25 protein-coding genes are annotated in these 25,620 nt (G+C 65.8%); 9 read left to right on the top strand and 16 right to left on the bottom strand.

All coding sequences use genetic code 11. The features are described 5' to 3' along the window. Window positions 1–115 precede the first annotated feature (115 nt). From HU825_RS08815 to HU825_RS08790, 6 genes are all read right to left on the bottom strand, one after another. Window positions 116–1,576, bottom strand: a complete 1,461-nt coding sequence (locus HU825_RS08815; RefSeq protein ID WP_234303321.1) for a sodium-dependent transporter — start codon at window positions 1,574–1,576, stop codon at window positions 116–118. Window positions 1,577–1,654: 78 nt separating this feature from the next. After that, window positions 1,655–2,305: a maleylacetoacetate isomerase gene (maiA, locus tag HU825_RS08810; protein ID WP_234303320.1), complete on the bottom strand. Its 651-nt coding sequence runs from the start codon at window positions 2,303–2,305 to the stop codon at window positions 1,655–1,657. 80 nt (window positions 2,306–2,385) lie between these two features. Continuing rightward, window positions 2,386–3,468 (bottom strand): 4-hydroxyphenylpyruvate dioxygenase, encoded by a 1,083-nt coding sequence (hppD, locus tag HU825_RS08805; RefSeq protein WP_077682627.1) that lies wholly within the window; start codon window positions 3,466–3,468, stop codon window positions 2,386–2,388. A 306-nt stretch (window positions 3,469–3,774) separates the two neighbouring features. Continuing rightward, window positions 3,775–5,184 carry a sodium-dependent transporter gene (locus HU825_RS08800; RefSeq protein ID WP_043297956.1) on the bottom strand — a complete coding sequence of 470 codons (1,410 nt, stop codon included), beginning with the start codon at window positions 5,182–5,184 and terminating at the stop codon, window positions 3,775–3,777. Window positions 5,185–5,288: 104 nt separating this feature from the next. Continuing rightward, window positions 5,289–6,383, bottom strand: coding sequence for a Glu/Leu/Phe/Val dehydrogenase dimerization domain-containing protein (locus tag HU825_RS08795; RefSeq protein ID WP_234303319.1), 1,095 nt, complete (start codon window positions 6,381–6,383; stop codon window positions 5,289–5,291). Between the two features lie 84 nt (window positions 6,384–6,467). After that, on the bottom strand, window positions 6,468–9,938 hold the full coding sequence (locus tag HU825_RS08790) for an indolepyruvate ferredoxin oxidoreductase family protein (RefSeq protein WP_156716265.1): 3,471 nt from the start codon (window positions 9,936–9,938) through the stop codon (window positions 6,468–6,470). 198 nt (window positions 9,939–10,136) lie between these two features. On the opposite strand from HU825_RS08790, the gene HU825_RS08785 reads away from it, so the two are divergent. Then, a complete protein-coding gene (locus HU825_RS08785) occupies window positions 10,137–10,607 on the top strand; it encodes an Lrp/AsnC family transcriptional regulator (RefSeq protein WP_138301062.1) in 471 nt (156 codons plus the stop codon). A 10-nt stretch (window positions 10,608–10,617) separates the two neighbouring features. Here the strand turns inward: HU825_RS08785 and HU825_RS08780 are convergent, their stop codons facing one another. The 3 genes from HU825_RS08780 to HU825_RS08770 all read right to left on the bottom strand — a co-directional run bounded on the left by HU825_RS08780 (window position 10,618) and on the right by HU825_RS08770 (window position 13,560). Then, window positions 10,618–11,313, bottom strand: coding sequence for an anaerobic ribonucleoside-triphosphate reductase activating protein (locus HU825_RS08780; RefSeq protein ID WP_043297959.1), 696 nt, complete (start codon window positions 11,311–11,313; stop codon window positions 10,618–10,620). Then, a complete protein-coding gene (gene nrdD, locus HU825_RS08775) occupies window positions 11,310–11,465 on the bottom strand; it encodes an anaerobic ribonucleoside-triphosphate reductase (protein ID WP_043297960.1) in 156 nt (51 codons plus the stop codon). The genes HU825_RS08780 and nrdD overlap by 4 nt, the downstream gene beginning before the upstream one ends. 76 nt (window positions 11,466–11,541) lie before the next feature. Continuing rightward, window positions 11,542–13,560, bottom strand: a complete 2,019-nt coding sequence (locus HU825_RS08770; RefSeq protein WP_193749378.1) for a ribonucleoside triphosphate reductase — start codon at window positions 13,558–13,560, stop codon at window positions 11,542–11,544. A 237-nt stretch (window positions 13,561–13,797) separates the two neighbouring features. Between HU825_RS08770 and HU825_RS08765 the strand changes: the two genes are divergently transcribed. Together HU825_RS08765 and HU825_RS08760 are read left to right on the top strand one after the other, a co-directional pair. Next, the gene (locus tag HU825_RS08765; RefSeq protein WP_054093522.1) at window positions 13,798–14,475 is read left to right on the top strand and encodes a Crp/Fnr family transcriptional regulator; all 678 of its coding nucleotides are present in this window, start codon (window positions 13,798–13,800) and stop codon (window positions 14,473–14,475) included. A 99-nt stretch (window positions 14,476–14,574) separates the two neighbouring features. Next, on the top strand, window positions 14,575–14,970 hold the full coding sequence (locus HU825_RS08760) for a putative zinc-binding protein (RefSeq protein WP_043297961.1): 396 nt from the start codon (window positions 14,575–14,577) through the stop codon (window positions 14,968–14,970). A 101-nt stretch (window positions 14,971–15,071) separates the two neighbouring features. On the opposite strand, the gene ubiT is transcribed toward HU825_RS08760, so the two are convergent. From ubiT to norR, 5 genes are all read right to left on the bottom strand, one after another. Beyond that, on the bottom strand, window positions 15,072–15,560 hold the full coding sequence (gene ubiT / locus HU825_RS08755) for a ubiquinone anaerobic biosynthesis accessory factor UbiT (RefSeq protein WP_043297962.1): 489 nt from the start codon (window positions 15,558–15,560) through the stop codon (window positions 15,072–15,074). Then, on the bottom strand, window positions 15,554–16,444 hold the full coding sequence (locus HU825_RS08750) for a U32 family peptidase (protein WP_234303318.1): 891 nt from the start codon (window positions 16,442–16,444) through the stop codon (window positions 15,554–15,556). The genes ubiT and HU825_RS08750 overlap by 7 nt, the downstream gene beginning before the upstream one ends. A gap of 14 nt (window positions 16,445–16,458) precedes the next feature. Beyond that, window positions 16,459–17,454, bottom strand: a complete 996-nt coding sequence (gene ubiU / locus HU825_RS08745; protein ID WP_043297964.1) for a ubiquinone anaerobic biosynthesis protein UbiU — start codon at window positions 17,452–17,454, stop codon at window positions 16,459–16,461. A gap of 196 nt (window positions 17,455–17,650) precedes the next feature. Further along, the gene (locus HU825_RS08740) at window positions 17,651–17,860 is read right to left on the bottom strand and encodes a hypothetical protein (protein WP_003287976.1); all 210 of its coding nucleotides are present in this window, start codon (window positions 17,858–17,860) and stop codon (window positions 17,651–17,653) included. Between the two features lie 81 nt (window positions 17,861–17,941). After that, window positions 17,942–19,465, bottom strand: coding sequence for a nitric oxide reductase transcriptional regulator NorR (gene norR, locus HU825_RS08735; RefSeq protein WP_043297965.1), 1,524 nt, complete (start codon window positions 19,463–19,465; stop codon window positions 17,942–17,944). A 151-nt stretch (window positions 19,466–19,616) separates the two neighbouring features. On the opposite strand from norR, the gene ytfE reads away from it, so the two are divergent. The 4 genes from ytfE (at window position 19,617) to HU825_RS08715 (ending at window position 21,585) form a co-directional block, all read left to right on the top strand. Then, window positions 19,617–20,288, top strand: coding sequence for an iron-sulfur cluster repair protein YtfE (gene ytfE, locus HU825_RS08730; RefSeq protein WP_043297966.1), 672 nt, complete (start codon window positions 19,617–19,619; stop codon window positions 20,286–20,288). A gap of 60 nt (window positions 20,289–20,348) precedes the next feature. Beyond that, window positions 20,349–20,507, top strand: a complete 159-nt coding sequence (locus HU825_RS08725) for a hypothetical protein (protein WP_156716262.1) — start codon at window positions 20,349–20,351, stop codon at window positions 20,505–20,507. A gap of 145 nt (window positions 20,508–20,652) precedes the next feature. Then, window positions 20,653–21,336, top strand: coding sequence for a Crp/Fnr family transcriptional regulator (locus HU825_RS08720; RefSeq protein ID WP_054093519.1), 684 nt, complete (start codon window positions 20,653–20,655; stop codon window positions 21,334–21,336). Between the two features lie 51 nt (window positions 21,337–21,387). Beyond that, window positions 21,388–21,585, top strand: a complete 198-nt coding sequence (locus HU825_RS08715) for a hypothetical protein (protein ID WP_008567390.1) — start codon at window positions 21,388–21,390, stop codon at window positions 21,583–21,585. Window positions 21,586–21,670: 85 nt separating this feature from the next. Here the strand turns inward: HU825_RS08715 and HU825_RS08710 are convergent, their stop codons facing one another. Then, window positions 21,671–22,834 (bottom strand): type III PLP-dependent enzyme, encoded by a 1,164-nt coding sequence (locus tag HU825_RS08710; protein ID WP_043297967.1) that lies wholly within the window; start codon window positions 22,832–22,834, stop codon window positions 21,671–21,673. Between the two features lie 393 nt (window positions 22,835–23,227). Here HU825_RS08710 and HU825_RS08705 point away from each other — a divergent pair, with 393 nt between their 5' ends. Together HU825_RS08705 and HU825_RS08700 are read left to right on the top strand one after the other, a co-directional pair. Further along, window positions 23,228–24,811, top strand: coding sequence for a peptide chain release factor 3 (locus HU825_RS08705; protein WP_043297968.1), 1,584 nt, complete (start codon window positions 23,228–23,230; stop codon window positions 24,809–24,811). 68 nt (window positions 24,812–24,879) lie between these two features. After that, window positions 24,880–25,188 (top strand): hypothetical protein, encoded by a 309-nt coding sequence (locus HU825_RS08700; RefSeq protein ID WP_043297969.1) that lies wholly within the window; start codon window positions 24,880–24,882, stop codon window positions 25,186–25,188. Window positions 25,189–25,209: 21 nt separating this feature from the next. On the opposite strand, the gene HU825_RS08695 is transcribed toward HU825_RS08700, so the two are convergent. Further along, window positions 25,210–25,527: a TraR/DksA family transcriptional regulator gene (locus HU825_RS08695; RefSeq protein WP_043297970.1), complete on the bottom strand. Its 318-nt coding sequence runs from the start codon at window positions 25,525–25,527 to the stop codon at window positions 25,210–25,212. Window positions 25,528–25,620 lie beyond the last annotated feature (93 nt).

The raw sequence follows: 25,620 nt of genomic DNA, 5'->3' as shown, positions 1-25,620 counted from the left end.
ATCCTTGATCTCAGTCAGCTTCTCGGCCGTCCGTCAGCAAACTTGAACGCAGCGGCGAGGCCCGTGACCGCCCGGTCCGCACGCCAGCACCGCGCCAGCGTGCGAACCGCTCGGCTCAGCGTCCGGCCAGGGCCGGCATCACCCGTGGGCGCAGGCCTTCGCCGAGCAGGCTCAGCAGCGCGATGGCGCCGACGATCCAGTACCAGCGCGCCAGCGGGTCGAAGCCCAGCCAGCCGAGGGCATGCAGGAACACCATGAGGATCATCACCGGGCTGACGTAACGCACCATGAACAGCCACAGCGCATGCCCGGCCGGCGACAGGCCCAGCTCGTCACGCATGATCTCCGAACGCAGGCAGTAGCCAGCCAGCACCACCATGCAGATGCCACCCAGCGGCATCATCCAGCGCGAGGTGATGTAGTCCAGCCCGTCGAACAGCGTCATGCCGAACAGCTTCCATTCCGCGCCGAGGTTGAACGACAGCATCGCCAGCAGGCTGATCACGATCAGCACCGCACCGGAGCTGGCGGCAGCGCGGGCGCGGCTGATGCCGTGCTTCTCGTTGAGATAGGCCACCACCGCCTCGATCATCGAGATCGCCGACGTCAGCGCCGCCACCGAGACCATGGCGAAGAACAGCACCCCGAACGCGGTGCCGAACGGCATCTGCTGGAAGGCCAGCGGCAGGCTCATGAAAATCAGCCCGGGGCCGGCGCTCGGGTCCATACCGTTGGCGAAAATCACCGGGAAGATCGCCAACCCCGCCAGCAGCGCCACGCAGGTGTCGGCGATAGCAACGATGAAGGTGGTGCGGGCGATGGATTGGCCGTCCGGGATGTAGGAGCCGTAGGTAAGGATCGCACCCGACGCCAGGCTGAGGGTGAAGAACGCGTGGCCCAGCGCCGCCAGCAGCGCCTCGCCGGTGATCTTCGAGGCATCGAAGCTGAACAGGAAGGCAAAGCCCTCGGCGAAGCTACCGTTGGTGACCGAATAGCCCACCAGCACCAGCAGCATCACCGCCAGCCCCGGCATCATCCAGCGGAACCCCCGTTCGACGCCGGCCTGCACGCCCTTGCCGACGATCCACAGGGTCAGCAGCGCCACCAGCAGACCCCAGCCGCCGAGCGCCCAGGGATTGGCGTTGTGCGCCTCGAACACCTGGCCGAGCGCTTCCACGCTGGGCGCGGCGAGCGAGCCGTCGAGCATCTTCCAGGTGTAAGAAAACGCCCAGCCGGCCACCACCACGTAGAAGCACAGGATCAGGAAGCCGGCGAGCATCGCCATGCCGCCGACCAGCTTCCACGCCGGGTTGCCGTTGTTCTCGCGCACCACGCGGCCGATGGCGTCGATCGGACTGCCACGCCCGCGCCGGCCGAGCGCGATCTCGGTCATCATCACCGGAATGCCGATGGCGAGGATGCACGCCAGGTACATCAGCACGAAGGCGCCGCCACCGTATTCGCCGGTGATGTAGGGGAATTTCCAGATATTGCCCAGGCCCACGGCGGAGCCGGTTGCAGCGAGGATGAAACCCCAGCGCGACAGCCAGAGGTTCTTCGGTTTTTCACGAGTCATGCGTCACCTGTTTGTTTTTATCTGTGACGGAATTCGGACCGCCGCACCGTGGCGCGACGGCATGCAAGGCACCACGGGTCATTGAGCGTCGGGTTGCACCTCCGGGGCGGCGTTGCGGAAGGCGTCCAGCGCCTCGCACCGCTCGGCCAGCTGGCGGATGCGCGGGAACGGCGCGAGATCGCAGGCAAAACGGCGCGCGTTGTACACCTGCGGCACCAGGCACGCCTCCAGGTAACCGGGGCGGTCGCCGAGTGAGAAGCGCTCGCCGAACGCCTCCAGCCCCTGCTCCACCGCCGCCAGGCCGGTAGCGACCCAATGGCGATACCAGGCGTCCTTCGCCGCATCGTCTACCCCGAGTTCGCCGCTGAGGTATTGCAGCACGCGCAGGTTGTTCAGCGGATGGATCTCGCAGGCAATATGCAGCGCCAGAGCGCGCACCTGCGCCCGCTCCAGCGGATCGCCGGGCAGGATCGCCGGCACCGGAAACACCTCCTCGAGGTATTCCAGAATCGCCAGCGACTGCGCGATACGCGCCCCGCCGTTGATCTCGTCCACCAGCAACGGCACCAGCTGCTGCGGATTGAGCGCCCGATAGGCGGCGGCGCGCTGCTGTCCGCCGCCCTGCACCAGATGCACCGGCACCTGGCGATACGCCAGGCCCTTGAGGTTGAGCGCGATGCGCACACGATAGGCGGCGCTGGAGCGCCAGTAGGAATAGAGGGTCAGCACGAAAAGGTCTCCGGCCCGTAGGGTGGGCTTCTGCCCACCGATCAGTTTCGGCGCTGGTGGGCTGAAGCCCACCCTACGGCTTACTCGCCGCCGATCACGCCCCGGCGCAGCTGGTCTTCCTCGATGGATTCGAACAGCGCCTTGAAGTTGCCTTCGCCGAAGCCCTGGTTGCCCTTGCGCTGGATGATCTCGAAGAAGATCGGGCCGATCACCGTGTTGGTGAAGATCTGCAGGAGGATGCCGTCATCCCCCGGCGCGCCGTCGATCAGCAGGTTCAGCTCGCGCAACTGGTCCAGCGGCTCGCCATGGCCCGGCACGCGAGTATCGACCTTCTCGTAGTAGGTGTCCGGCGTGGTCATGAAATCCACGCCGTTGGCGCGCAACTTGCGGACCGTCTCGTAGATGTCGTCGGTGGACAGCGCGATGTGCTGGATGCCCTCGCCATGGTATTCGCGGATGAATTCCTCGATCTGCGATTTGTCGTCGGCCGACTCGTTGATCGGGATGCGGATCTTGCCGCACGGCGCGGTCATGGCGCGGGAGAACAGCCCGGTGAGCTTGCCCTCAATGTCGAAGTAGCGAATCTCGCGGAAGTTGGCGATGCGCTCGTAGAAACCGGACCAGACGTCCATCTGCCCGCGTTTGACGTTGTGGGTCAGGTGGTCGATGCACATCAGGCCGACGGCGTTGTCGTTCGGCGTGCGCCCTTCGATGTACTCGAAATCGACGTCGTAGATGCTCTTGTCGCCGTAGCGGTCGACCAGATACAGCAGCGAGCCGCCGATGCCTTCGACGCAGGGGATGTTCAGCTCGCCAAAGTTGGCGTGGCTGCCCACCAGCTTGGCGCCCTGGGATTCGACGTAGGCGGCGGCCTGCGCGGCGTTCTTCACCCGGAACGCCATGGCGCAGGCGCTCGGCCCGTGCTTTTCGCCGAACTCACGCACATGCCCGGTCGGACTGCCGTTGAGCACGATATTGATGTCGTGCTGCTGGAACAGCCAGACCTCCTTGGAGCGGTGCTTGGCGGTTTCGGTAAAGCCCATCTGGGTGAACAGCGTGCGCAGCTGCTCGATGCCCTCGGCATTCGGCGCGGTGAATTCGACGAACTCGAAGCCGTCGGTACCGATGGGATTGTGTTGCTCGATCTTGTTAACGGCGTTCATTGCGCCTCCTGTTTCTTGTTATCGATTCGATGAAGTCCGAAGACTCCTGCACGCATGACTGAGGCCATGACAAACCAGCGCAGGCGGCGAAACAAGCGGGCGGCGGCCGCCTGGGCGAGCCGCATGCCGGTGGCCGCGTCAGCTTTTCCTTACACCGCGCCAACCGCGCGCTGGCGCGGCCATCCGCCTTGCCAGGCGTAACGAAAAGCTGACAACCGGCTGCGACAGGCTGTCGCACAGCTCCTCTGGGGCACCACGTGGCCCCTGAACGACGGCGCGCCGAAGCCCGCCGCCCCGCAGCTCCCGCTAGATCACCCCGATCAGGTTGAGGAACACCAGCGTGATCGCCACCGGCGTGCCGTAGCGCAAGAGGTTCCACCAGGCGCTGAACCAGCCCGGCTGAGCGATGCCGATGGCCTCGCGCACCGCTTCCTTCTGCAGCACCCAGCCGGTGAACAGCACCGTGCCCAAGCCACCCAGCGGCATCAGCCAGTTGGCGGTGAGGTAGTCCATGCTGTCGAAGAAGGTATGCCCGAACAGCTGATACTCGGCCCAGTGGTTGAACGAAAGCACGCTGGCCAGGCTCATCAGCCAGAGCACCGCGCCGGTCAGCAGGACCGCGCGGGTCCGGCTGACGCCGAAACGCTCGTTGAGCCAGGCGATGCCCGGCTCGCTGAGGGAAATCGTCGAGGTCACGGCCGCGAGCACCAGCATCACGAAGAACAGCCCGCCGAACAGCTGGCCCAGCGGCATCTGGCCGAAGGCGATCGGCAGCGTGACGAAGATCAGTCCCGGCCCCGCACCCGGTTCCAGGCCGTTGGCGAACACCAGCGGGAAGATCGCCAATCCGGCGAGCAGCGCCACCGTGGTGTCGGCCAGCGCGACCAGCAACGAGGTCTTGGCGATCGACACGCCCTTGGGCAGGTACGAACCGTAGGCCATCATCGCGCCGCACCCGAGGCTGAGGGTGAAGAACGCGTGGCCGAGGGCGAGCAGGAAACCTTCGGCACTCAGCTTGGAGAAGTCCGGCACGAACAGAAATGCGGCGCCGCGGGCGAAGTCGCCGGCGATTGCCGCGTAGCCGACCATGCCCAGCAGCAGCAGGAACAGGCCCGGCATCATGAAACGCAATGCGCGCTCCAGGCCGTCGCGCACGCCCAGCCCGACGATCAGCATGGTCACCGCCAGCACCGCCGAGCCGTACAGCACCAGCCGCAGCGGATCGGCCAGCAGCGCGTCGAACTGCGCCGTGCTGGCCGCGGCATCGGCGCCGCTGAACGCGCCGCCCAGCGTTGCCGGCACATAGGCCAGTGCCCAGCCGGCGATCACCACATAGAAACTCAGGATCAGAAAACCGGTGAACGCGCCGAGCCAGCCCACCTTGCGCCAGTGCGCGCTGGCGCCGGCCAGGGCGGCCAGCCGCGCCACCGAGCCCGCCGGGTTCTGCCGGCCGGCGCGGCCGATCATCACCTCGGCCATCAACAGCGGGATGCCGATGGTGAGGATGCAGGCCAGGTACACCAGCACGAAGGCGCCGCCGCCGTTCTCGCCGGTGATGTAGGGGAATTTCCAGATATTGCCCAGGCCCACCGCCGAGCCGGTGGCGGCGAGGAAGAACACCCAGCGGGACGACCAGAGGCCGCGGGCGGCGCTGGGTTGCGGACGAGCGAGCGCGCCGGCGAGACTGCCGGCGGCGAGGCTGCTTTTATCGGTCATTGCGGATTCCTGCTTGTTGTTTTTGTCAGGTCGAAACGAACGGAGCGCGCGGCCGGTGCGTGCTGGCGCGGCTCAAGAGATGCCGGCCGAACGGCCGGCGCGGGTCACGACGCCTGGCGCTGGAGCGCCTCGGGCTGAGCGTCGCCACCGGCATGCAAGCGCTCCAACGCCAGCCGGTCGGCGATCACCGAGGTCGGCTCGCCGCTGGCGGCGGCGCGGGTGAAGATTTCACCCAGGGTGTCGCCAATGGCGCGCACGTGGGCATCGCTCTGCGCGGCGCTGCCGCCGATGCGCTGGTAGTAGACGTCGATGATGCCTCCGGCGTTGATCGCGTAGTCCGGCGCATACAGCTGCTCGCGGCGCTGCAGTTCGGCGCCGATCTCCGGCGTGGCCAGCTGGTTGTTGGCGGCGCCGGCTATCACCGGGGCACGCAGCACTTCCAGCGTCTGCTCGTTGAGAATGCCGCCCAAGGCGCAGGGGGCGAACACGTCGACGTCCAGACCATAGATGTCCTGCGGCCGCACCACGTTGGCGCCCAGCTCGTTCATTGCCTGCTGCACGTTGGCGTCGAAGATGTCCGCCACCCACAGCTCGGCGCCGGCCGCCTTGAGGTGTCGGCCGAGGCCCAGGCCGACATGACCGACGCCCTGGATCGCCACCTTCAGCCCGGTCAGGTCGTCACGACCGAGGCGATGACGCACCGCGGCCTTAAGGCCGACGAACACGCCGAGCGCGGTGGACGGCGACGGGTCACCGCTGGCGATGCTGCCATCGAGCAGCGTGCGCGGCGTCGCGCCCATCACATGGCGGGTGCGCTGGGCGAAGGCCTGCATCTCGGCGTCGCCGGTGCCGGAGTCGGCGGCGGTGATGTAGCGGCCGCCGAGGCTCTCGATGAAATCGCCCATCGCGTGCAGCAGCGCCTGGCTCTTGCCGGTGTGCGGATCGCCGACGATCACCGCCTTGCCGCCGCCGAGCTTGAGCCCGGCCAGCGAGGACTTCAGCGTCATGCCGCGCGACAGGCGCAGCACGTCGCGCAGCGCGTCGTCGTCATTGGCGTAGGGGAACATCCGGCAACCGCCCAGCGCCGGGCCCAGGCGGGTGTTGTGAATGGCGATGATGGCTTTCAGACCCGATGCCTGGTCATGGCAGAAGACCACCTGTTCATGGCGGTCGAAGTCGGGGTGAGCGAAGACGGACATGGTGTTACCTCGTGGTTGTTGTCAGGTTGTGGCCCCGCAGGCGCGGGGCTCTGGGCAAAACATTCCGGGCGGATGCTGCGCCGCTCACGCCGCCGGCTGGAACAGCCGCACGCTCTGCACTTCGTCGCCTTTGGCCAGCTGCTCGCGCAGCAGTTTTTCCTGCTGGCGGACCTTGGCCAGGGCGCGCTCCTTCACCGGGCCGTAGCCGCGGATCTGTTCCGGCAGCGCGGCGATGGCCACGGCGGTGCGGTAGTTGGTCGGCTTGAGCTGAGCCAGCAGGTCGGCGACGGTCTTTTCGTAGTCGACGATCAGCTGGCGCTCGACGCGGCGGTCATGGCCATAGCCGAACGGATCGAGCGGCGTGCCGCGCAGGAAGCGCAGCTTGGCCAGCACGCCGAACACATCGAGCATCCACGGACCGAACTGGCGCTTGCGCGGCTCGCCGGTCACGGGGTCACGCTTGGCCAGCCAGGCCGGCGCCAGATGGAACTGCAGCTTGTAGTCGCCCTCGAACTGCGCCTCGAGCTGCTGGCGGAATTCCGGCTCGCTGTACAGCCGCGCCACCTCGTACTCGTCCTTGTAGGCCAGCAACTTGAAGTAGTAACGCGCGACCGCCTTGGACAGCGCCAGGTCGTCCGCCGTGTCGGCGTCGCGCACGCGCTCCACCAGCTGGCGATAACGCCGCGCCAGGGCGGCGCTCTGGTACTGGGTGAGGAAGTCCACGCGCCAGTCGACGATTTCTTCCAGGGTCTTGCAGACTGGCTCGACCGCCTCCGCCGGGCGCGCCAGTTGCTCCACCGCCTCACGCTCCAGCACCGCGCGACGGCCCCAGCGGAACGCCTGCAGGTTCAGCCGGGCGGACACGCCGTTGAGTTCGATGGCCTTCTCGATGGCCTCGGCGCTGATCGGCAGCAGCCCCTGCTGATAGGCAAAGCCGAGCAGGAACAGGTTGGTGGCGATGCTGTCGCCGAGCAGCCGCGTGGCCAGGCGGGTGGCGTCGATGAAGTGGGTCTTGTCGGCACCGACCGCATCGCTGATCGCCTGGCGCATGGCCGCGCCGGGCACCTGGGCGTCCGGGTTGCGGGTGAACTCGGCGGTGGCCGCTTCGTGGCTGTTCACCACGGCGTTGCTGTTCAGCTCGTTGAGGCGGGTCAGCGACTCGTCGCCGGCGGCCACCACAAGGTCGCAGCCGAGCAGCAGGTCGGCCTCGCCGGCGGCGATGCGCACGGCGTAGATGTCGCTCTGTTTGGCGGCGATGCGCACGTGGGTGGTCACCGGGCCGAACTTCTGCGCCAGACCGGCCTGGTCGAGCACCGTGCAGCCCTTGCCTTCCAGATGCGCGGCCATGCCCAGCAGCGCGCCGAGGGTGGTCACGCCGCTGCCGCCGACGCCGGGAATCAGCACATTCCACGGCCGCTGCAGCGAGGGATGCTGCGGCTCGGGCAGCTCGGCCGCTTCGAGGCCATGAGCGACCGCCTCGGGCTTGCGCAGCCCGCCGCCGTGCACGGTGACGAAGCTCGGGCAGAAGCCTTCGACGCAGGAGTAATCCTTGTTGCAGGCGTTCTGGTCGATCTCGCGCTTGCGCCCCAGCTCGGTCTCCAGCGGCAGCACCGACAGGCAGTTGGATTTCTCGCCGCAGTCACCGCAGCCCTCGCACACGGCGGGGTTGATGAAAACGCGCTTAGCCGGGTCTTCCAGCTTGCCGCGCTTGCGCCGACGGCGCTTCTCGGTGGCGCAGGTCTGGTCGTAGATGATCACCGAGACACCCTTGAACTCGCGCAGCTCGCGCTGCACGGCGTCCAGTTCGCGGCGATGGTGGAAGCTGGTGATCGGCGCGAAGCCGTCGCGGCTCGGGTACTTGTCCGGCTCGTCGCTGACCAGGGCGATGCGCCGGACGCCCTCGTCGGCGATCTGCCGGCTGAGCTGGTCGACGCGCAGTTCGCCGTCGATCGGCTGGCCGCCGGTCATCGCCACGGCGTCGTTGTAGAGCACCTTGTAGGTGACGTTGACGCCCGCCGCCACGGCCGCACGGATCGCCAGGCTGCCGGAGTGGAAGTAGGTGCCGTCGCCGAGGTTCTGGAACATGTGCGGGGTGTCGGTGAACGGCGCCTGGCCGATCCAGTTGACGCCCTCGCCGCCCATCTGGGTGAAGGTCTCGGTACGCCGGTCCATCCACTGCACCATGTAGTGACAGCCGATACCGGCCGAGGCGCGACTGCCCTCGGGCACCTTGGTGGAGGTGTTGTGCGGGCAGCCGGAGCAGTAGTGCGGGGTGCGCACGGTGGTGTAGCTGCGCGCGGCCAGGGCCTTTTCCTTGGCATCGAGGAAGGCCAGGCGCGTCTGGATGCTGTCGCTGGTGTAGATCGGCGCGAGGCGCTTGGCGATGACCCGGGCGATCATCGCCGGGGTCAGCTCGGAGAGGTTCGGCAGCAGCGAGTTGCCCTGTTCGTCGAATTCGCCGACCACCCGCGGGCGCTTGTCCACCGGCCAGTTGTAGAGCTGTCCGGTGAGCTGGTCCTCGATGATGCTGCGCTTCTCCTCGACCACCAGGATCTCGTCCAGCCCCTGGGCGAACTCGTGCACCGAGACCGGTTCCAGCGGCCAGCTCATGCCGACCTTGAGCACCCGCAGGCCGACCTGCGCGCACAGCGCTTCGTCGAGGCCCAGGTCATCCAGTGCCTGACGCACGTCGAGATAGGACTTGCCGGTGGTGATGATGCCCAGGCGCGGGTTCGGCGAATCGAGCATCACCTGGTTCAGGTTGTTGGCCCGGGCGAAGGCGCGGGCGGCGTAGATCTTGTACAGGTTGAGGCGCTTTTCCTGAGCCAGCGGCGGGTCCGGCCAGCGGATGTGCACGCCGTCTTCGGGCAGCTGGAAATCTTCCGGGATACGCGTCTGCACGCGCAGCGGGTCGACTTCCACCACGGCGGAGGAGTCGACGTTCTCGGCGATGGTCTTCAGGGCCACCCAGCAGCCGGAGTAGCGCGACAGCTCCCAGCCGATGATGCCGTAGTCGAGGATTTCCTGGACGTTCGCCGGGTTGAGCACCGGGATCGAGGCGGCGATGAAGGCGTGCTCGCTCTGGTGCGGCAGCGTCGAGGATTTGCAACCGTGGTCGTCACCGGCGAGCAGCAGCACGCCGCCATGCGGCGAAACACCGGCCGCGTTGGCGTGCTTGAACACATCGCCAGCGCGGTCGACACCCGGGCCTTTGCCGTACCACATGGCGAACACGCCGTCGTACTTGGCGCCGGGGAACAGGTTGGTTTGCTGGCTGCCCCATACGGCGGTGGCGGCCAACTCTTCGTTGACGCCCGGCTGGAAGTGGATGGCGTGTTGCTTGAGATAGTCGCGGGCGTCCCACAGGCTCTTGTCCAGCCCGCCGAGTGGCGAGCCGCGGTAGCCGGAGATGAAGCCGCCGGTGTTCAGGCCACGGGCCTGGTCGCGCTGATGCTGCAACATCGGCAGGCGGGTCAGCGCCTGGGTGCCGGTGAGGTACAGATGACCGGTTGCGAGCCGGTACTTGTCATCCAGACGGATCTCGGCCAGTGACATGGGGCGCTCCTGTTTGTTGTTATCGGAGTCAGGGTGGTCACGATGTTGCCACCCGCCTTTTGCTCGGACAGGGGATCGCCCTGCCTGCTCGTGCGTACAGTCTGGCCGCGACGAACAGAGATTTTCTTTCTACTTTTGCGTTGGAACGGCCGTGCCGTGCATGATCATTTCGCGAACAACAATAAAACAGGAACAACCATGCAGCCCTCTCCACTCAGCCCCATCGACCGCAAGATTCTCCTGCTGCTGCAGCACAACGCCGATCTTTCCGCCGCGGAGATCGCCGAGAGGGTCGAGCTGTCACAATCGCCCTGCTGGCGCCGGATCAACCGCATGCAGGAGGAAGGACTGATCGAGCGCAAGGTCGCCCTGCTCAACCCGAAGAAGCTCGGGCTGAACATGACGGTGTTCGTCAACATCAAGCTCTCGGCGCACGGGCGCAGCAACCTGGACGAGTTCGAGCAGGCGGTGGTCGGTTATCCCGAGGTGCTGGAGTGCTACACCATGGCCGGCGAATCGGACTACCTGCTCAAGGTGGTGGCCCGGGACATCGACAGCTACGAGCGCTTCCTGCGCGACCAGCTGCTGCAGCGCCCGCATGTGCAGGAGGCGCACTCGCACATCGCCATGAGCGAGGTGAAGCGCACCACGGAGCTGCCGCTGGATTGAGTCGGTGCGCTCAGCCGCGCACCACGAACGAGGGGAACAGCCGGTCCAGGCGCTCCCAGAGACGCTGCAGGTCATACGGCGCCGTGCTGTCGGCCAGGCTGGCGTCGAGCATGCGCGCGGTGCGCACGCACTGCACCACGAAGCGCTCGACACCGCGGGCGCGCAGGCGCTGGGCCATGTCCCAGAGCAGCCCGGCATCGAATAGGTTCCAGTGCACGGTGGTCCGGCACTCGTGCTCGACGCCACTTTCCAGCAGATGGTCGAGGCTCTTCCAGTTGGCCTTGCCGCTGCCCTCGACGCCGGTGATCAGCGTGCTCTGCTCGGGCAGCGCCTTGATGTCGAAGCCGACCCAGTCCACCAGCGGCAGCACCTGACGGAACAGCTTCGGCTTGATCCCGGCACTGTGCAGGCCGACCTTGTAACCCAGCGCCCGCACCTGGGCGATTGCGTCCGGCAGCGCGGTCTGCAGCGTCGGTTCGCCACCGCTGAACACCACCGCCTCGAGCAGGCCGATGCGCTGCTCGAGGAAATCGAGAATCTCCGCCCAGGACTTTTCCTCGCTGCCGCAGGCGGGGATCAGCTGCGGGTTGTGGCAGTAACGGCAGCGCCAGCCGCAACCCTGGCAGAACAGCACGCAGGCCAGGTGATCGGGGAAATCCAGAGTGGTCAGGGGCACGAGGCCCCCGACCCGCAGCGCTGCGGTCACCGCGCCGCCGCTTCGGTGAAATGCAGGCGCTCGCGGTGTTCGGACTGCTTGCCCGGGTTGAACGCCGCAACCGGGCGGTGGTAGCCCATCACGCGGGTCCAGACTTCACAACGCTGGCGCTGTTCCTGGGGCAGTTGGCTGGCTTGGCTCATGGTGCTTCTCCTTACTTGCTGGGGTGTGAGTATGCAGCGCCGCACCGCGCGGAGCTGCGGGGCATGGGGTCGCAGCTCAGGCGGGCAACGCCGCTTCGGCGCGCTGCTTGTGCAGCAGGGCCTCGTCGCACTTGGGGCAGAACTCGTGTTCGCCGGCCAGGTAGCCGTGCACCGGGCAGATCGAGAACGTCGGCGTCACCGTCAGGTATGGCAAGCGGAAACGCGACAGCGCGTTGCGCACCAGCTTCTTGCAGGCCTCGGTGGAGGAAATCTGCTCGGCCATGTACAGGTGCAGCACGGTGCCGCCGGTGTACTTGGTCTGCAGCTCGTCCTGCAGCGCCAGCGCCTCGAAGGGATCGTCGGTGAAGCCCACCGGCAGCTGCGAGGAGTTGGTGTAGTACGGCGCCTCGGCCGAGCCGGCCTGGAGGATGTCCGGAAAACGCTTGCGGTCTTCCTTGGCGAAGCGGTAGGTGGTGCCCTCGGCAGGTGTCGCTTCGAGGTTGTAGAGGTGGCCGGTGTCTTCCTGGAACTGCACCAGCCGCGCGCGGACATGGTCGAGCAGCTCCACCGCCAGCGCGCGGCCGGCCGGCGTGTGCATGCCCTCGCTGTCATCGGTGAAGTTGCGCACCATCTCGTGCAGGCCGTTCACGCCGATGGTGGAGAAGTGATTGCGCAACGTGCCGAGGTAGCGCTTGGTGTACGGGTAGAGCCCGGCATCCATGTGGTGCTGGATCACCTTGCGCTTGACCTCCAGGCTCTGCCGCGCCATTTCCAGCAGGGCATCCAGATGCTCGAGCAACGCCGCCTTGTCACCGGCATGCAGATAGCCCAGGCGCGCGCAGTTGATGGTCACCACGCCGAGCGAGCCGGTCTGCTCGGCCGAACCGAACAGACCGCCGCCGCGCTTGAGCAGCTCACGCACGTCCAGCTGCAGGCGGCAGCACATCGAGCGCACCTGGTTGGGCTGCATATCGGAATTGAGGAAGTTCTGGAAGTACGGCAGGCCGTAGCGTGCGGTCATCTCGAACAGGCGCTCGGCGTTCTCGCTGTCCCACGGGAAATCGTGGGTGATGTTGTAGGTCGGGATCGGGAAGGTGAACACCCGGCCGAGGCCATCACCGGCCTGCATCACCTCGATATAGGCCCGATTGATCAGCTCCATCTCGGCCTGCAGCTCGCCGTAGGCGAAAGGCATTTCCTCGCCGCCGATATAGGGAATCTGCTCACGCAGGTCCTCGGGGCAGACCCAGTCGAAGGTCAGGTTGGTGAACGGCGTCTGCGTGCCCCAGCGCGACGGCACGTTGAGGTTGTAGATGAACTCCTGAATCGCCTGGCGCACCTCGTCATAACCGAGATTGTCCTTGCGCACGAAGGGCGCGAGGTAGGTATCGAAGCTGCTGAACGCCTGGGCACCGGCCCACTCGTTCTGCAGCGTGCCGAGGAAGTTGACCATCTGTCCCAGCGCACTGGACAGGTGCTTCGGCGGCCCCGCCTCGACACGCCCGGGAATGCCGTTGAAGCCCTCGTTGAGCAGCGTGCGCAGCGACCAGCCGGCGCAGTAGCCGGCGAGCATATCCAGATCATGGATGTGCAGATCGCCGTCGCGGTGGGCACGGCCGATCTCCGGGCTATAGACCTCGTCCAGCCAGTAGTTGGCGGTGACCTTGCCGGACACGTTGAGAATCAGCCCGCCCAGCGAATAGCCCTGGTTGGCATTGGCGCGCACGCGCCAGTCCTCGCGCGAGAGGTATTCGTTCATCGAGGAGGCGACATCGACGATGGCCTTGCGGTCGCGGCGCAGGCGCCCGTGGCGCTCGCGGTAGACGATGTAGGCGCGCGCGGTGTCGAAGTAACCCGCGCGCATCAGCGCATGTTCGACGCGATCCTGCACCTGTTCGACATCGACCTCGTCCAGCGCGCCAAGCTGCCGCTGCACGGTGTCGGCCAGCGTCAGCGCTGCCGCACCACCGAATTCGCCAGTGGCCTCACCCGCCGCGGCGATGGCGCGGCTGATCTTGTCCAACTCGAACGCGACCCGCCGTCCATCGCGCTTGCGCAGCATCCGTGACACCGCGCCCTCAACCCGCTCGTCCATCCCGCCTCCGAATACTATATGTAGATACTCAATTCACACATACACACAATATGGTGGGAATCTACGGGCTAAAGGGCTGCAGCGAATTGACCATCATCAAGTCGGGCAAAACATCGACCGGAGGCGTTCAGCGAGGTGCGACGGCGCCCCAACTTGTCCGCGGTCAAGGAAAATCCGGGCAGCCACCTTCTAGGATGCAGCCTCGAACCATCCCGGCCCGGTGCCGGGGGAGGAGCCATGCTTACAGAACCGTCGCTCATCGCCGGGCTGCGCCGTCATCACCTGTTCAGCCGCCTGCCGGAAGCCGCCATGCAGGAAATCTGCGCCACGGCCAATCTCAAGCGCCTGCCCGCAGGTGCCTCGCTATTTCATCAGGGCGACAGGGCCGACCGTTTCTATTTCCTGTTCAGCGGGCAGATCAAGCTGCACCGGGTCATCTGCGACGGCCAGGAGAAACTGGTCGAGGTGATGCGTCCGGGCGAGTCGTTTGCCGAGGCGCTGCTGTTTCGCGGCACCCCGCTGTATCCGGTCAGCGCCACAGCGCTCAAGACCAGCCTGGTCGCCAGCCTGAACGGCCCCCAGTACCGCCGCATGCTCGAGGAGCACCCGGCGATCTGCCTGGAAATCCTCGCCACGCTCAGCGTGCGCCTGCACCAACGCATGGGTGAGATCGACACCCTCACGCTGGCCAACGCCAGCCGCCGCGTGGCGCGCTTTCTCGCCCAGGCGCAGAGCGACGACAGCGGCGTAATCACACTCGACGTGCCCAAGCGGCTGATCGCCTCCAAGCTGGGTATCCAGCCGGAAACCTTTTCGCGCATCCTGCATCGGCTGGTGGAGTCCGGAACCATTGCCGTGCAACGCCGCCGCATCGAGATTCTCGACAGCCGCGCGCTGACCGCCTACGACGAATAGACCTGCGGCAGATCGCCTCAGGCATCTTGATCATCATCAAGGCCGCGCCCGGGGTCGGGCGCGATACTGCCTTTCGGTTTCACGCAGCGGGAGGAGCTCATGACCAAGTCCAGCATTCAACCTTTGGTGTATTCCTGCTCGGGCTGCTCCAACGTGGCGCAGATGGCCAATACCCTCGCCGTACGCCTCGACCGCGCCGGGCTGGCGGAAATGTCCTGCATCGCCGGCGTCGGCGGTCGCGTCGAGGCGCTGGTGCGCAAGGCGCATTCCGGCCGGCCGATCCTGGCCATCGACGGCTGCCCGCTGCATTGCGCCCGCGCATGCCTGGCACAGCATGGCGTCACGCCCGACGTGCACATCACCCTCAGCAGCTACGGTCTGCGCAAGCGCTATCGCGAGGACTGCAGCGAGGAAGAAGCCAACGCGTTGTTCGAGGACATGAAGGACATCATCGCCAGCGACCGCATGCAGCCGCGCCGCCTGCGGGTCTGCTGAACCACACGATCCACCTGCGCGCGCTTAGCGGCGCTTCGAAGTACGAATAAAAAAGGCGGGGCATGCCCCGCCTTGTCGCCCCCCTCAGAGCAACTATCTCGTTACGCCGGCTGTGCCTTGCCTGCGCGCGCCACTTCCTCACCGGCGCCTTGCAGCATCTTCCACAACCAGGACGGCAGCGTATCGGGATCGAGGCTGTCGATCAGGTTCTTGATCGCCAGGCCCAGCTCGGTATCGCCTTCGATGATCAGCCGACGACGGAAGAACAGCGTGTCCGGGTCTTCCTGACGGCTGGCCAGCAGGAGGAATTCGCGCCAGTTGCCGCGGATGCTCACTTCCACCGGCGCCTGCGCGGCGATGCGCAGCTTTTCCCGGTCGCAGGTCAGACACCAGGCCAGTCCGAGGTCGATGACCTCGAGCTTCATCCAGTGGCCTTCCAGCACGTCGAAGGCGCCATCGGCCAGCGCCTCGGCGAAGATCTGATTGAGACTGCGCTCCAGCGCCAGGCGCTGCAGCAGGAATGGCGTCTTGGCCGCCAGCGGCAGCAGGCGCCCGCCGAGGTTCACCAGATGGGCACGCGGGTTCAGCATAGACCGGCCTCCTCGGCACGCAGCATGCCCGGCTGGCCATGCCAATAACCATTGCAACCGTCCACCGCCAGCGGCGGCAGTGCGCCCTTGCGCACGGCGTCGAACGCGGCGATCACCTCTTCCATGCCGGCGGCACGCGGGCTCAGACGCAGCAGGTCGGCACCACTGTCGACCAGCCCTTCGTAGTCGGCCAGCAGGTTGCTGACCGAGGCAGACATAGTCTGGATGCCGTTGATGGTGAACAGCGCCTCGCCCTCCTGGCTGAGCAGCGGAATGCCCTCGGGGTAGTTCTGGCAACAGAACTGGCAATCGTCCTTCGGCCGATTCTCGGCGCGGGCGGTGAAGCAGCGCGCCGAATAGGCCAGCGGCAGGTGGCCGTAGGCGAAGATCTCGATCTCCGGCAGCGTGACGCCCAGCCGCTGCAGCTGCGCGCGGGCGCTCTTGATCAGCGCGCCGGAGGCCTCCACCGGCGGCACCCAGCGCTGCATGCCACTGTTGACCAGTTCGGCCAATGCATGGCCGTTGTACAGGTTCAGCGCCGGACCGCCGACGAACGGCAGCTTGCGTTCGGCCAGCAGTTGCACCGCGCCCATGTCGTTGGCTTCGACCAGCAGCTGGCCGTTCTCGCATAGGCGGCGCAGGCTGGAAAGCTCGGAGGCCGCCTCGACCAGCGTCAGGCCCGACAGCACCAATTGTGCCGAGGTGACTTCGGCCAGATCGCGCGCCAGCCCCATCCAGTCGTCGAGCATCATCGCGCGGCGCTTGGAGCAGACCGTCTCGCCCATGTAGATCACGTCCAGCGGCTGGCTGGCCATGTTGGCGTAGAAGTCCAGGGTTTGCTGACGGTCCCAGTAGAACAGGATGGGGCCCAGGGAAAGTTTCATGGTGGCTTCCTCGTTCATTGCCAGGCCCGGTGGTAGGCACCCAGGGTGGTTTGCGAGCCTTCGGACAGCCCGTCGAGCGCCTCGCGCCACGCCGGCTGCACGCTGTAGCGCTGCGGCGCCTTGAGGTAGCTGTCCAGCGCGGCGCGCCAGACGCGGGTGACCTGCTCGACGTAGGCCGGGCTGCGCTGGCGGCCTTCGATTTTCATCGCGGTGACACCGATGGCGGCCAGCTCGGGAATCAGGTCGAGGGTGTTCAGACTGGTCGGCTCTTCGAGCGCATGGAAACGCTGGCCGTTGACCATGAAGCGGCCCTTGCACAGCGTCGGATAGCCGGCCGATTCGCCCTCGGCGTAACGATCGATGAGCACGTTATTCAGGCGCGAGGTCAGCCCTTCGGGCTCCTCGCTCCAGCGCACTGCCTTGGCCGGCGAGCAGACGCCGCAAAGGTTCGGCGACTCGCCGGTGAGATAGGACGACAGGTGGCAGCGGCCCTCGGCCATGATGCACAGGCTGCCGAAGGCGAACACCTCGATCGGCACCGGACTGCTGGCGGCGACCTGCTTGACCTGCTTGAGCGAAAGCACGCGCGGCAGCACCGCACGGCTGATGCCGTAGCGTTCCTGGTAGAACCCCAGCGCCGCGGCGTTGGTCGCCGAGCCCTGTACCGAGAGGTGCAGCTTGAGCTTCGGATGACGCTTGCTGGCGTAGCCGAGCACACCGGGGTCGGCGGCGATCAGCGCATCGACGCCCATGTCCGCCGCCTGGTCCACCGAACGCTGCCAGCGCTCCCAGCCCTCGGGCTGTGCGTAGGTGTTGACGGCTACGTACAGCTGACGACCCTTCTCGCGGATCAGCTGCAGCCCCTTGTCGAGCTGCTTCTCGTCGAGGTTGAGTCCGGCGAAATGACGGGCGTTGGTGTCGTCGCGAAAACCGACATAGATGGCATCGGCGCCCTGCTGGACGGCGGCCTTGAGCGCGGGCAGGCTTCCTGCCGGGCAGACCAGGTGCATGGCAACTCCTAGACGTTCGGATAATGCACGCTGCACCCCGAGGCACAGCGATCGTTCGGGCTGAACGGAGCAAAAAACAGCCGGCAGTCTAGGCAGCTGACAGGGGGCCAGCATTGATGGGCGTCAAGATCGACCCGGGGGCTGCCGGCGCCACGAACGGCGCGTCCGGCATGGCGAAAGCCCGGCGGGCAATGGCTCAAACGCCCTCGTCGCCCTCGAACTCCTCGGTGGCGCGGGCGACCATCTGCCGCCAGGCGCCGGACTCTTCGCCGAGCAGGCGCATGGCCTTGAGCGTGGCGACAAAGGCTTCGCGATAGTGCAGCGGTTCGTTTTCGCGGGCGGCCAGCTCGGCATGAGCCAGCGCCTGGCTCAGCAAGCCGTCGAATTCTTCCTGGTTCAGCGCCATGACGGGTCTCCTCAGCGGGTGCGCAATGAGGGTAGACCATGCCGTCGCGCCAGCGTCTCCAGCCGGCCGACGACCGTCGTGCTACTTGAGCTTGAGCCGGCGCGCGAGCTTGTGCAGATTGCTCGGATCGACATCCAGTAGTCGCGCGGCCTGCGCCCAGTTCTCGCCGCTGGCCTCGAGCGCCCGGACGATTGCCAGGCGCTGGCTGGCATCCACCGCCTCGCGCAGCGGCAGGATTCGCTCGCCCACCTGTAGCGGCTCGACCACCACCGCGGCGGGGCCTTCGGGACGACTGTCCAGCGCCAGCATGTCGGCCTCCAGGGTGAGAATCTCACTGCGCGAGCCGCCGCGGCTGAGCAGACGCAGCGCGGCGCGGCTGATTACGTGCTCCAGTTCGCGCACATTGCCTGGCCAGTCGTAACCGAGCAGCGCGCGCTCGGCGGCCGGCGACAGGCGCACACTGCGCAACCCCAGGCGTGCGCGATTGAGCTCGAGGAAGTGCCCGGCGAGGATCAGCACATCGTTGCCACGCTCGCGCAGCGGCGGGATCGGCGCCGGGTAGACTGACAGGCGATGGTAGAGATCGGCGCGGAAATGCCCGTCGCGTACGCTGTCGCGCAGGTTGCGGTTGGTCGCGGCGATGATGCGCACGTCCACCCGCCGCGGCTGATCGGCCCCCAGACGCTGGATCTCGCCATTCTGCAGCGCACGCAGCAGCTTGGCCTGTACCGTCAGCGGCAGCTCGCCGACCTCGTCGAGCAGCAGCGTGCCGCCATTGGCTGCGTCGAACCGCCCCGGGCGGTCGGTGGTGGCGCCGGAGAACGCGCCCTTCACGTGGCCGAACAGCTCGCTCTCGGCCAGCGACTCGGGCAGCGCCGCGCAGTTGACGTGCACCAGCGGCTTGTTGCGCCGCCGCGAGTGACGGTGCAACCAGCGGGCGAACAGCTCCTTGCCGACACCGGTTTCGCCGAGCAGCAGCACCGGCAGCTCGGAATCGGCGACCACCTGCAGCTCGCGCAGCAGATCGCGGATCACCGCGCTGTGGCCGAGGATTTCACCGTCATCCTGAATCAGGCGCGCCTCCAGCGTATCCGTACGCGCCAGGCGCAGGCCGCGATTCTCGTGCTCCAGACGGGTGATGCGCACCGCCGCCTCGATCACCAGCGCATAGCGCTGCAGGTCGCGGCGCGCGTCATCGTCGAAGGTGCCGGCATGCAGTGCATCGAGCGTCAGCGCGCCCCACAGCTTGCCCTCGACGTAGAGGCTGACGCCCATGCAATCGTGCACCGGCAGCGGTTCGCCGACGCGCTCGTCGAGCAGGCCGTCGTAGGGATCGGGCAGCCGGCTATCCGGCTCGAACCAGGTCGGCTCACGCTGCGAGAGGATGGCCGCCAGCCGCGGATGCTGGGCGACGATGAAGCGCCGGCCGAGCGCCTCCTGCACCAGCCCGACCGCTGCCATCGGTCGCAGACTGTCATCGTCCAGGCGCAGCAGCACCACGGCGCCGCAGCGAAACCGCTGATGCAGGGTGTGCACCAGACGTTGCAGACGCACTGCATTGGGCAGTTCGGTGACCAGATCGGCGAGAAGCGCTTCTTCCATCATGGTTTTTCGGACCCTCAAGGTTTTTATAACCCTAACCGCGAATGGTCGATTTAACCAGCAAGATTCGCCAACCCCCGACAATTCGCCGGTTCCGACCTGGCACAGCGCTTGCGACCGTGCAGACAACTTCCCACCAACCGGATATTCGATCATGACCGTTGCGTTGACCGACCAAACCCTTGGCAATCTGGCCTGCTCCATCCCCGGCGCCACCCGTGTGTTCCACCAGTACCGCCTGGATTTCTGCTGTGGCGGCAACGTCCCGCTGCATGAAGCCGCCGCCAGCCGCGGCCTCGACGCTGCGCAGATCGCAGCCGAACTGACAGCGCTCGGCGCCTCGGCCGATGGCGAGCCGGACTGGCGCAGCGCACCGACCAACGAGCTGATCGAACACATCCTCGAGCGCTTCCACGAACGCCATCGCGAACAGCTGCCCGAGCTGATCCGCCTGGCCAGCCGCGTCGAACACGTTCACGGTGCCAAGCCGGACTGCCCGAACGGGCTGGCCGAGATGCTGTGGACGCTGCAGCAGGAGCTGGAAAGCCACATGCTCAAGGAGGAACAGATCCTCTTCCCGATGCTGCAGCGCGGCATCAAGACCCCGCAGACCGACGGCCCGATCTCGGTGATGCGCTACGAGCACGACCAGCACGGCGACGCGCTGGCGCGCCTGTCCGCGTTGACCAATGACATCACCCCGCCGGCCAACGCCTGCAACACCTGGCGTGCGCTGTACCGCGGGCTGGAAGAGCTGCACGGCGATCTGATGCAGCACATTCACCTGGAAAACAACATCCTCTTTCGTGGTGCCGAAGCCCGCTGAAGAAAGAGGCATGCCGTGGCGGACGGCGTGTCCGCCACTCCTGCAGTAACGGAGGCCCGCATGAACACAGTCATTCAACCCCTTGCCTGGGGCCTTGTCCTAGCCTCGATCCTGGCAACCGCGAGCAGCCTGGCGCTGGATCTGGTCGCCAGCACCGCCCAGCCCGTCGCCCCGAACCCGCAGGCGGTTGCCGAATTGCAGCCGCTACGCGCCGAATAGACATCGCCGCGTACCCCGGAGAGCGCTCGAACCGACGCGCCGGTCAATGCTATCGTCGCATCACCGCCGTGCGCCTCCGGTCCAGGCCGAGCCGCTGAGCGGTCGAGCTCGCGCTCCTCACATCAAGAACTCAGGAATGCCTTGCATGGTGCTTCATCGCGTACATCACCAGATCCTTCGCAGCCACCACCTGTTCGAGCCGTTGAACGACGAGCAGATGGACGAGCTGATGAATGCCAGCCAGCTGCTCAATCTCGACAAGGGCGACAACCTGTTCCTGCAGGGCGAGCCGGCGCATTCGTTCTACTTCGTGATTTCCGGCGCCATCAAGATCTACCGCCTGACGCCTGATGGTCAGGAGAAGGTCTTCGAGGTCATCGGCAACCGGCAGACCTTCGCCGAAGCCATGATGCTGATGGACACACCCAACTATGTCGCCTCGGCGCAGGCGGTGTGCCCGTCGCAGGTCTACCGCTTCTCCAACACGGCCTACATGCGCCTGCTGGAAGCCAACCAGCGCCTGGCCTTCGCCCTGCTCGGCAAACTCAGCGTGCGCCTGCACCAGCGAATCAACGAGATCGAAACGTTGTCGCTGAAGAACGCCACCCACCGCGTGGTGCGCTATCTGCTGACCCAGCTGGCGCGGGTCAAGGACGGCGGCACCAGCTTCGAGCTGCCGATGGCCAAGCAGCTGGTGGCCGGGCACCTGTCGATCCAACCGGAAACCTTCTCGCGGATCATCCGCCGCCTGATCGACGAGGAAATCATCGCCCAGGAAGGCCGGCAGATCAGCATCCTCGACCGCCAGCGGCTGGAGCAGTTCGAATGAGCCGACGCGGGCCCCTCGCCCTGCTGCATCCGTAGTCACAGGAGCATCGACATGCCCAAATGCCTCTACTGCCAGGAGGAAAACCCACCGTACCAGGCCGACTGCCTGAACTGCGGCATGCCGCTGCCGGCACGCGCCGACGGTGCCGGCGAGCGACGCCAGCGGCGTTTTCTGTGGTTCTGCATCGCGCTGACCATCTTCTGCGCGGTGATGATCGTCTGGCTGCCGCGCGGCAGCATCTTCGGCTGAAGCCGCCCGGCTCGCACGCCGCTTTCCGCAGCACAAACGAAAACGCCCCGACTGAGCGGGGCGTTGCTTCGCGGCATCCGGCTTATTAGATGTAGAAGGCCTTCAGCGGCGGGAAGCCGTTGAATTCGACGGCGCTGTAGCTGGTGGTGTAGGCACCGGTGGACAGCCAGTACAGGCGATCACCGATGGCCAGGTTCAGCGGCAGGCCGTACTTGTAGTTCTCGTACATGATGTCGGCGCTGTCGCAGGTCGGGCCAGCGATCACCACTTCCTCCACCTCGCCCTTCTTCTCGGTGTAGATCGGGAACTTGATGGACTCGTCCATCGTCTCGATCAGACCGCTGAACTTGCCCACATCGACGTACACCCAGCGCTCGACGGCGGTACGCGACTTGCGCGCCACCAGCACCACTTCGCTGACCAGAATGCCGGCGTTGGCGATCAGCGAACGGCCCGGCTCAAGGATGATTTCCGGCAGATCATCGCCGAAGTCTTCCTTGAGGAAGCGGATGATTTCCTCGGCATAGGTTTCCAGGCTGTTGGTGCGGGTGATGTAGTTGGCCGGGAAGCCCCCCCCCATGTTGATCATCTTCAGCTCGATGCCGTCTTCTTCCTTCAGGCGCTCGAAGATCACCTTGACCTTGGCGATGGCGGCGTCCCACACGGAGATGTCGCGCTGCTGCGAGCCGACATGGAACGACAAACCGTACGGCACCAGACCCAGCTGGCGGGCGAGGATCAAGAGGTCCATCGCCATGTCGGTCTGGCAGCCGAACTTGCGCGACAGCGGCCAGTCGGCAGTGGTCGAGCCCTCGGTGAGGATGCGTACGTAAACCTTGGAGCCCGGCGCGGCCTTGGCGATGTTGCGCAGGTCGGCCTCGGAATCGGTAGCGAACATGCGCACGCCCTTCTCGAAGAAGTAGCGGATGTCCTTGGCTTTCTTGATGGTGTTGCCGTAGCTGATGCGCTCCGGGCCAACGCCGCGCGACATGACCTTGTCCAGCTCGTAGATCGAGGCGATGTCGAAGCTCGAGCCCTTGTCACGCAGCAGATCGATGATTTCCACGGCCGGATTGGCCTTGACCGCGTAGTAGACCTTGGCGAACTCGAACCCGGCGCGCAGATCGTCATAGGCCTTGCTGATAGTGTCGGTGTCGATGACGACGAAGGGGGTTTCCTGCTGGTCGGCGAAGGCCTTCATTTTCTGGAAGGTCGCGCGGGGGAAATAGTCTTCGATCTTGACGGTCATGCCTGAACTCCAAAACGGGAAACGAAAGTCGGATTAGGGATGAAAAACAGAACGCCTGATCAGTTTCCCCACTTTGGTTCGCCTACTTCCCAAGGCATGTCGCCGAGTATCGCGGGCGCGATCTCTCGTCGTCAGTACTTGAGCCGGATGGATCGTTGCCAGCATGGACGTTCGGGCGCGAACTTTAGGACCAAGGGGGACATAGATCAATCAAAAAAACACCCTCGCCACGCATCCGTTTCCGGCTTGTTCTCGATTCAAAACAAAGCGTCCCAGAAACTGCACAAACAGCGATTTTCCGGCGTCCGGCGAACCGCAGTCCGAGGCATTTGCCGCTATAATCGCCGCCTTTTCTGACAGACCGACTACTCGTCGACGGGTTCCTTTATTCCGATGACCACTCAGGCCGCCGAAGTCGCGAAGCGCCGTACCTTCGCCATCATTTCCCACCCCGATGCGGGCAAGACCACCATCACCGAGAAGCTATTGCTGATGGGCAAGGCCATCGAGGTCGCCGGCACGGTGAAGTCGCGCAAATCCGACCGCCACGCCACCTCCGACTGGATGGAGATGGAGAAGCAGCGCGGCATCTCCATCACCACCTCGGTGATGCAGTTCCCCTACCGCGAGCACATGATCAACCTGCTCGACACCCCCGGCCACGAAGACTTCTCCGAAGACACCTACCGCACCCTGACCGCGGTGGACAGCGCGCTGATGGTGCTCGACGGCGGCAAGGGCGTGGAGCCACGCACCATCGCCCTGATGGAAGTCTGCCGCCTGCGCGACACGCCCATCGTCAGCTTCATCAACAAGCTCGACCGCGACATTCGCGATCCGATCGAACTGCTCGACGAGATCGAGGCGGTGCTGAAGATCAAGGCCGCGCCGATCACCTGGCCGATCGGCTGCTACCGCGACTTCAAGGGCGTGTACCACCTGCACGAGGACAAGATCATCGTCTACGTGCCGGGCCACGGCCATGAGCGCACCGAGCAGCGGGTGATCAACAAACTGGACTCCGACGAAGCGCGTGCCCACCTGGGCGATATGTACGAGCGCTTCATCGAGGAGCTGGAACTGGTCCAGGGTGCCTGCCACGAGTTCGACCAGCAGGCCTTCCTCAAGGGCGAGATGACCCCGGTATTCTTCGGCACCGCGCTCGGCAACTTCGGCGTTGACCAAGTGCTCGACGCCATCGTCGACTGGGCGCCGATGCCGCTGTCGCGCGCCGCCCACGAGCGGGTGGTCGAGCCGGTCGAGGAGAAGTTCTCCGGCTTCGTGTTCAAGATCCAGGCGAACATGGACCCCAAGCACCGCGACCGCATCGCCTTCATGCGCATCTGCTCCGGCAAGTACGAGAAGGGTATGAAGATGCGCCACGTGCGGATCAAGAAGGATCTGAAGATCGCCGACGCGCTGACCTTCTTCTCCAGCGAGCGTGAAATGCTGGAAGAAGCCTATGCCGGCGACATCATCGGCCTGCACAACCACGGCACCATCCAGATCGGCGACACCTTCAGCGAAGGCGAGGTGCTGGGCTTCACCGGCATCCCGCACTTCGCCCCGGAGCTGTTCCGCCGCGTGCGCCTGAAGGACCCGCTGAAGTCCAAGCAGCTACGCCAGGGCCTGCAGGAGCTGGCCGAAGAAGGCGCCACCCAGGTGTTCTTCCCCGAGCGCAACAACGACATCATCCTCGGCGCGGTCGGCGTGTTGCAGTTCGACGTGGTCGCCAGCCGCCTGAAGGAGGAATACAAGGTCGAGTGCGCGTATGAAGCGATCAACGTCTGGTCAGCCCGCTGGATCGAGTGCAGCGACGAGAAGAAGCTCAAGGAATTCCAGGACAAGGCTTACGAGAACCTCGCCATCGACGGCGGAGGCCACCTCACCTACCTGGCACCGACCCGCGTCAATCTCAGCCTGATGGAAGAGCGCTGGCCGGATGTGAAATTCCGCGCCACCCGCGAGCATCACTGAGACCCGCCGCGCAGGCGGCGCGTGAACGATAGACTATGCTCCGGCGCTCGACTTCCGGAGCAACCCTCGTGCAACGCCTGCTGATTCTTCTCGCCCTGCTCGCCCCTGCCACTCAGGCGGGGGTGCTGATCAACAGTCCTTATTGGGTGATCGCCCTGGACTGCCCGAACAACCCGCGTTGCTATGCCTCCAGCAATGCTGGCTATACGGGCTCGCTGAACGGTGCCCGGCGCTTCGACGATCCAACGCAGGCGGGGAAGTTCATGAACAGCCTGACCTCAAGCCTGCGCGGCAAGTCTCCACGCATCGAACAGCACGGCGAGCAGCAGTGCGTCGAACCCAAGGGTGACCGCCCACTCCACGGAAGGCGCTGCTGACCGGACTCCACGCAGCGGGGTTCAGCCAGCCGCGCACTGCCGGCAGAACTCCGCCGCCGGCTTCGCCCGCAGACGCGCCTCGTCGATCGGCTCGCCACAGCGCTGGCATACGCCATAGCGGCCCTGCGCCAGCCGCTGGCGCGCCAGACCGACCAGACGCAACTCCTCTTCGGCCTCGATCAGCAGACTGCGCAGAACATCATCGTTTTGCCGCTCCTGTGCCTGCTCGGCGAAATCCGGGTCGTGAGCCTTCGCCAGATCACGACGCAGCGCGGCGGCACGCTGCAGGTATTCGCTGGACAGGCGCTCGAGCTCTTCACGCGGTTCGAATCGGGACATGGTTCGCCTCCTGAGTAATGATTTGAGTGTGGCCGCTTCCAGGAATCGCGCACTGATAGCCGTCAATCCCGCTGCACCGCCAGCCCCTTGCGA

It is taken from the genome of Pseudomonas phenolilytica (genome assembly GCF_021432765.1).
Classification (GTDB): domain Bacteria; phylum Pseudomonadota; class Gammaproteobacteria; order Pseudomonadales; family Pseudomonadaceae; genus Stutzerimonas; species Stutzerimonas phenolilytica.
Note: the sequence above shows the minus strand (reverse complement) of the source record. Positions and strands in the feature narration are given on the sequence as shown.

Bases quoted from the DNA above. Each gene is read 5' to 3' on its own strand.
- HU825_RS08765 (WP_054093522.1), top strand. From the start codon at position 13,798: ATGCTTACAGAACCGTCGCTCATCGCCGGGCTGCGCCGTCATCACCTG.
- HU825_RS08715 (WP_008567390.1), top strand. From the start codon at position 21,388: ATGCCCAAATGCCTCTACTGCCAGGAGGAAAACCCACCGTACCAGGCC.
- hppD (WP_077682627.1), bottom strand. From the start codon at position 3,468: ATGAACGCCGTTAACAAGATCGAGCAACACAATCCCATCGGTACCGAC.
- HU825_RS08785 (WP_138301062.1), top strand. From the start codon at position 10,137: ATGCAGCCCTCTCCACTCAGCCCCATCGACCGCAAGATTCTCCTGCTG.
- nrdD (WP_043297960.1), bottom strand. From the start codon at position 11,465: ATGAGCCAAGCCAGCCAACTGCCCCAGGAACAGCGCCAGCGTTGTGAA.
- HU825_RS08720 (WP_054093519.1), top strand. From the start codon at position 20,653: ATGGTGCTTCATCGCGTACATCACCAGATCCTTCGCAGCCACCACCTG.
- ytfE (WP_043297966.1), top strand. From the start codon at position 19,617: ATGACCGTTGCGTTGACCGACCAAACCCTTGGCAATCTGGCCTGCTCC.
- ubiT (WP_043297962.1), bottom strand. From the start codon at position 15,560: ATGCTGAACCCGCGTGCCCATCTGGTGAACCTCGGCGGGCGCCTGCTG.
- HU825_RS08790 (WP_156716265.1), bottom strand. From the start codon at position 9,938: ATGTCACTGGCCGAGATCCGTCTGGATGACAAGTACCGGCTCGCAACC.
- HU825_RS08695 (WP_043297970.1), bottom strand. From the start codon at position 25,527: ATGTCCCGATTCGAACCGCGTGAAGAGCTCGAGCGCCTGTCCAGCGAA.
- HU825_RS08770 (WP_193749378.1), bottom strand. From the start codon at position 13,560: ATGGACGAGCGGGTTGAGGGCGCGGTGTCACGGATGCTGCGCAAGCGC.
- HU825_RS08795 (WP_234303319.1), bottom strand. From the start codon at position 6,383: ATGTCCGTCTTCGCTCACCCCGACTTCGACCGCCATGAACAGGTGGTC.
- ubiU (WP_043297964.1), bottom strand. From the start codon at position 17,454: ATGCACCTGGTCTGCCCGGCAGGAAGCCTGCCCGCGCTCAAGGCCGCC.
- HU825_RS08740 (WP_003287976.1), bottom strand. From the start codon at position 17,860: ATGGCGCTGAACCAGGAAGAATTCGACGGCTTGCTGAGCCAGGCGCTG.
- HU825_RS08725 (WP_156716262.1), top strand. From the start codon at position 20,349: ATGAACACAGTCATTCAACCCCTTGCCTGGGGCCTTGTCCTAGCCTCG.
- norR (WP_043297965.1), bottom strand. From the start codon at position 19,465: ATGATGGAAGAAGCGCTTCTCGCCGATCTGGTCACCGAACTGCCCAAT.
- HU825_RS08815 (WP_234303321.1), bottom strand. From the start codon at position 1,576: ATGACTCGTGAAAAACCGAAGAACCTCTGGCTGTCGCGCTGGGGTTTC.
- HU825_RS08760 (WP_043297961.1), top strand. From the start codon at position 14,575: ATGACCAAGTCCAGCATTCAACCTTTGGTGTATTCCTGCTCGGGCTGC.
- HU825_RS08800 (WP_043297956.1), bottom strand. From the start codon at position 5,184: ATGACCGATAAAAGCAGCCTCGCCGCCGGCAGTCTCGCCGGCGCGCTC.
- HU825_RS08705 (WP_043297968.1), top strand. From the start codon at position 23,228: ATGACCACTCAGGCCGCCGAAGTCGCGAAGCGCCGTACCTTCGCCATC.
- HU825_RS08710 (WP_043297967.1), bottom strand. From the start codon at position 22,834: ATGACCGTCAAGATCGAAGACTATTTCCCCCGCGCGACCTTCCAGAAA.
- HU825_RS08750 (WP_234303318.1), bottom strand. From the start codon at position 16,444: ATGAAACTTTCCCTGGGCCCCATCCTGTTCTACTGGGACCGTCAGCAA.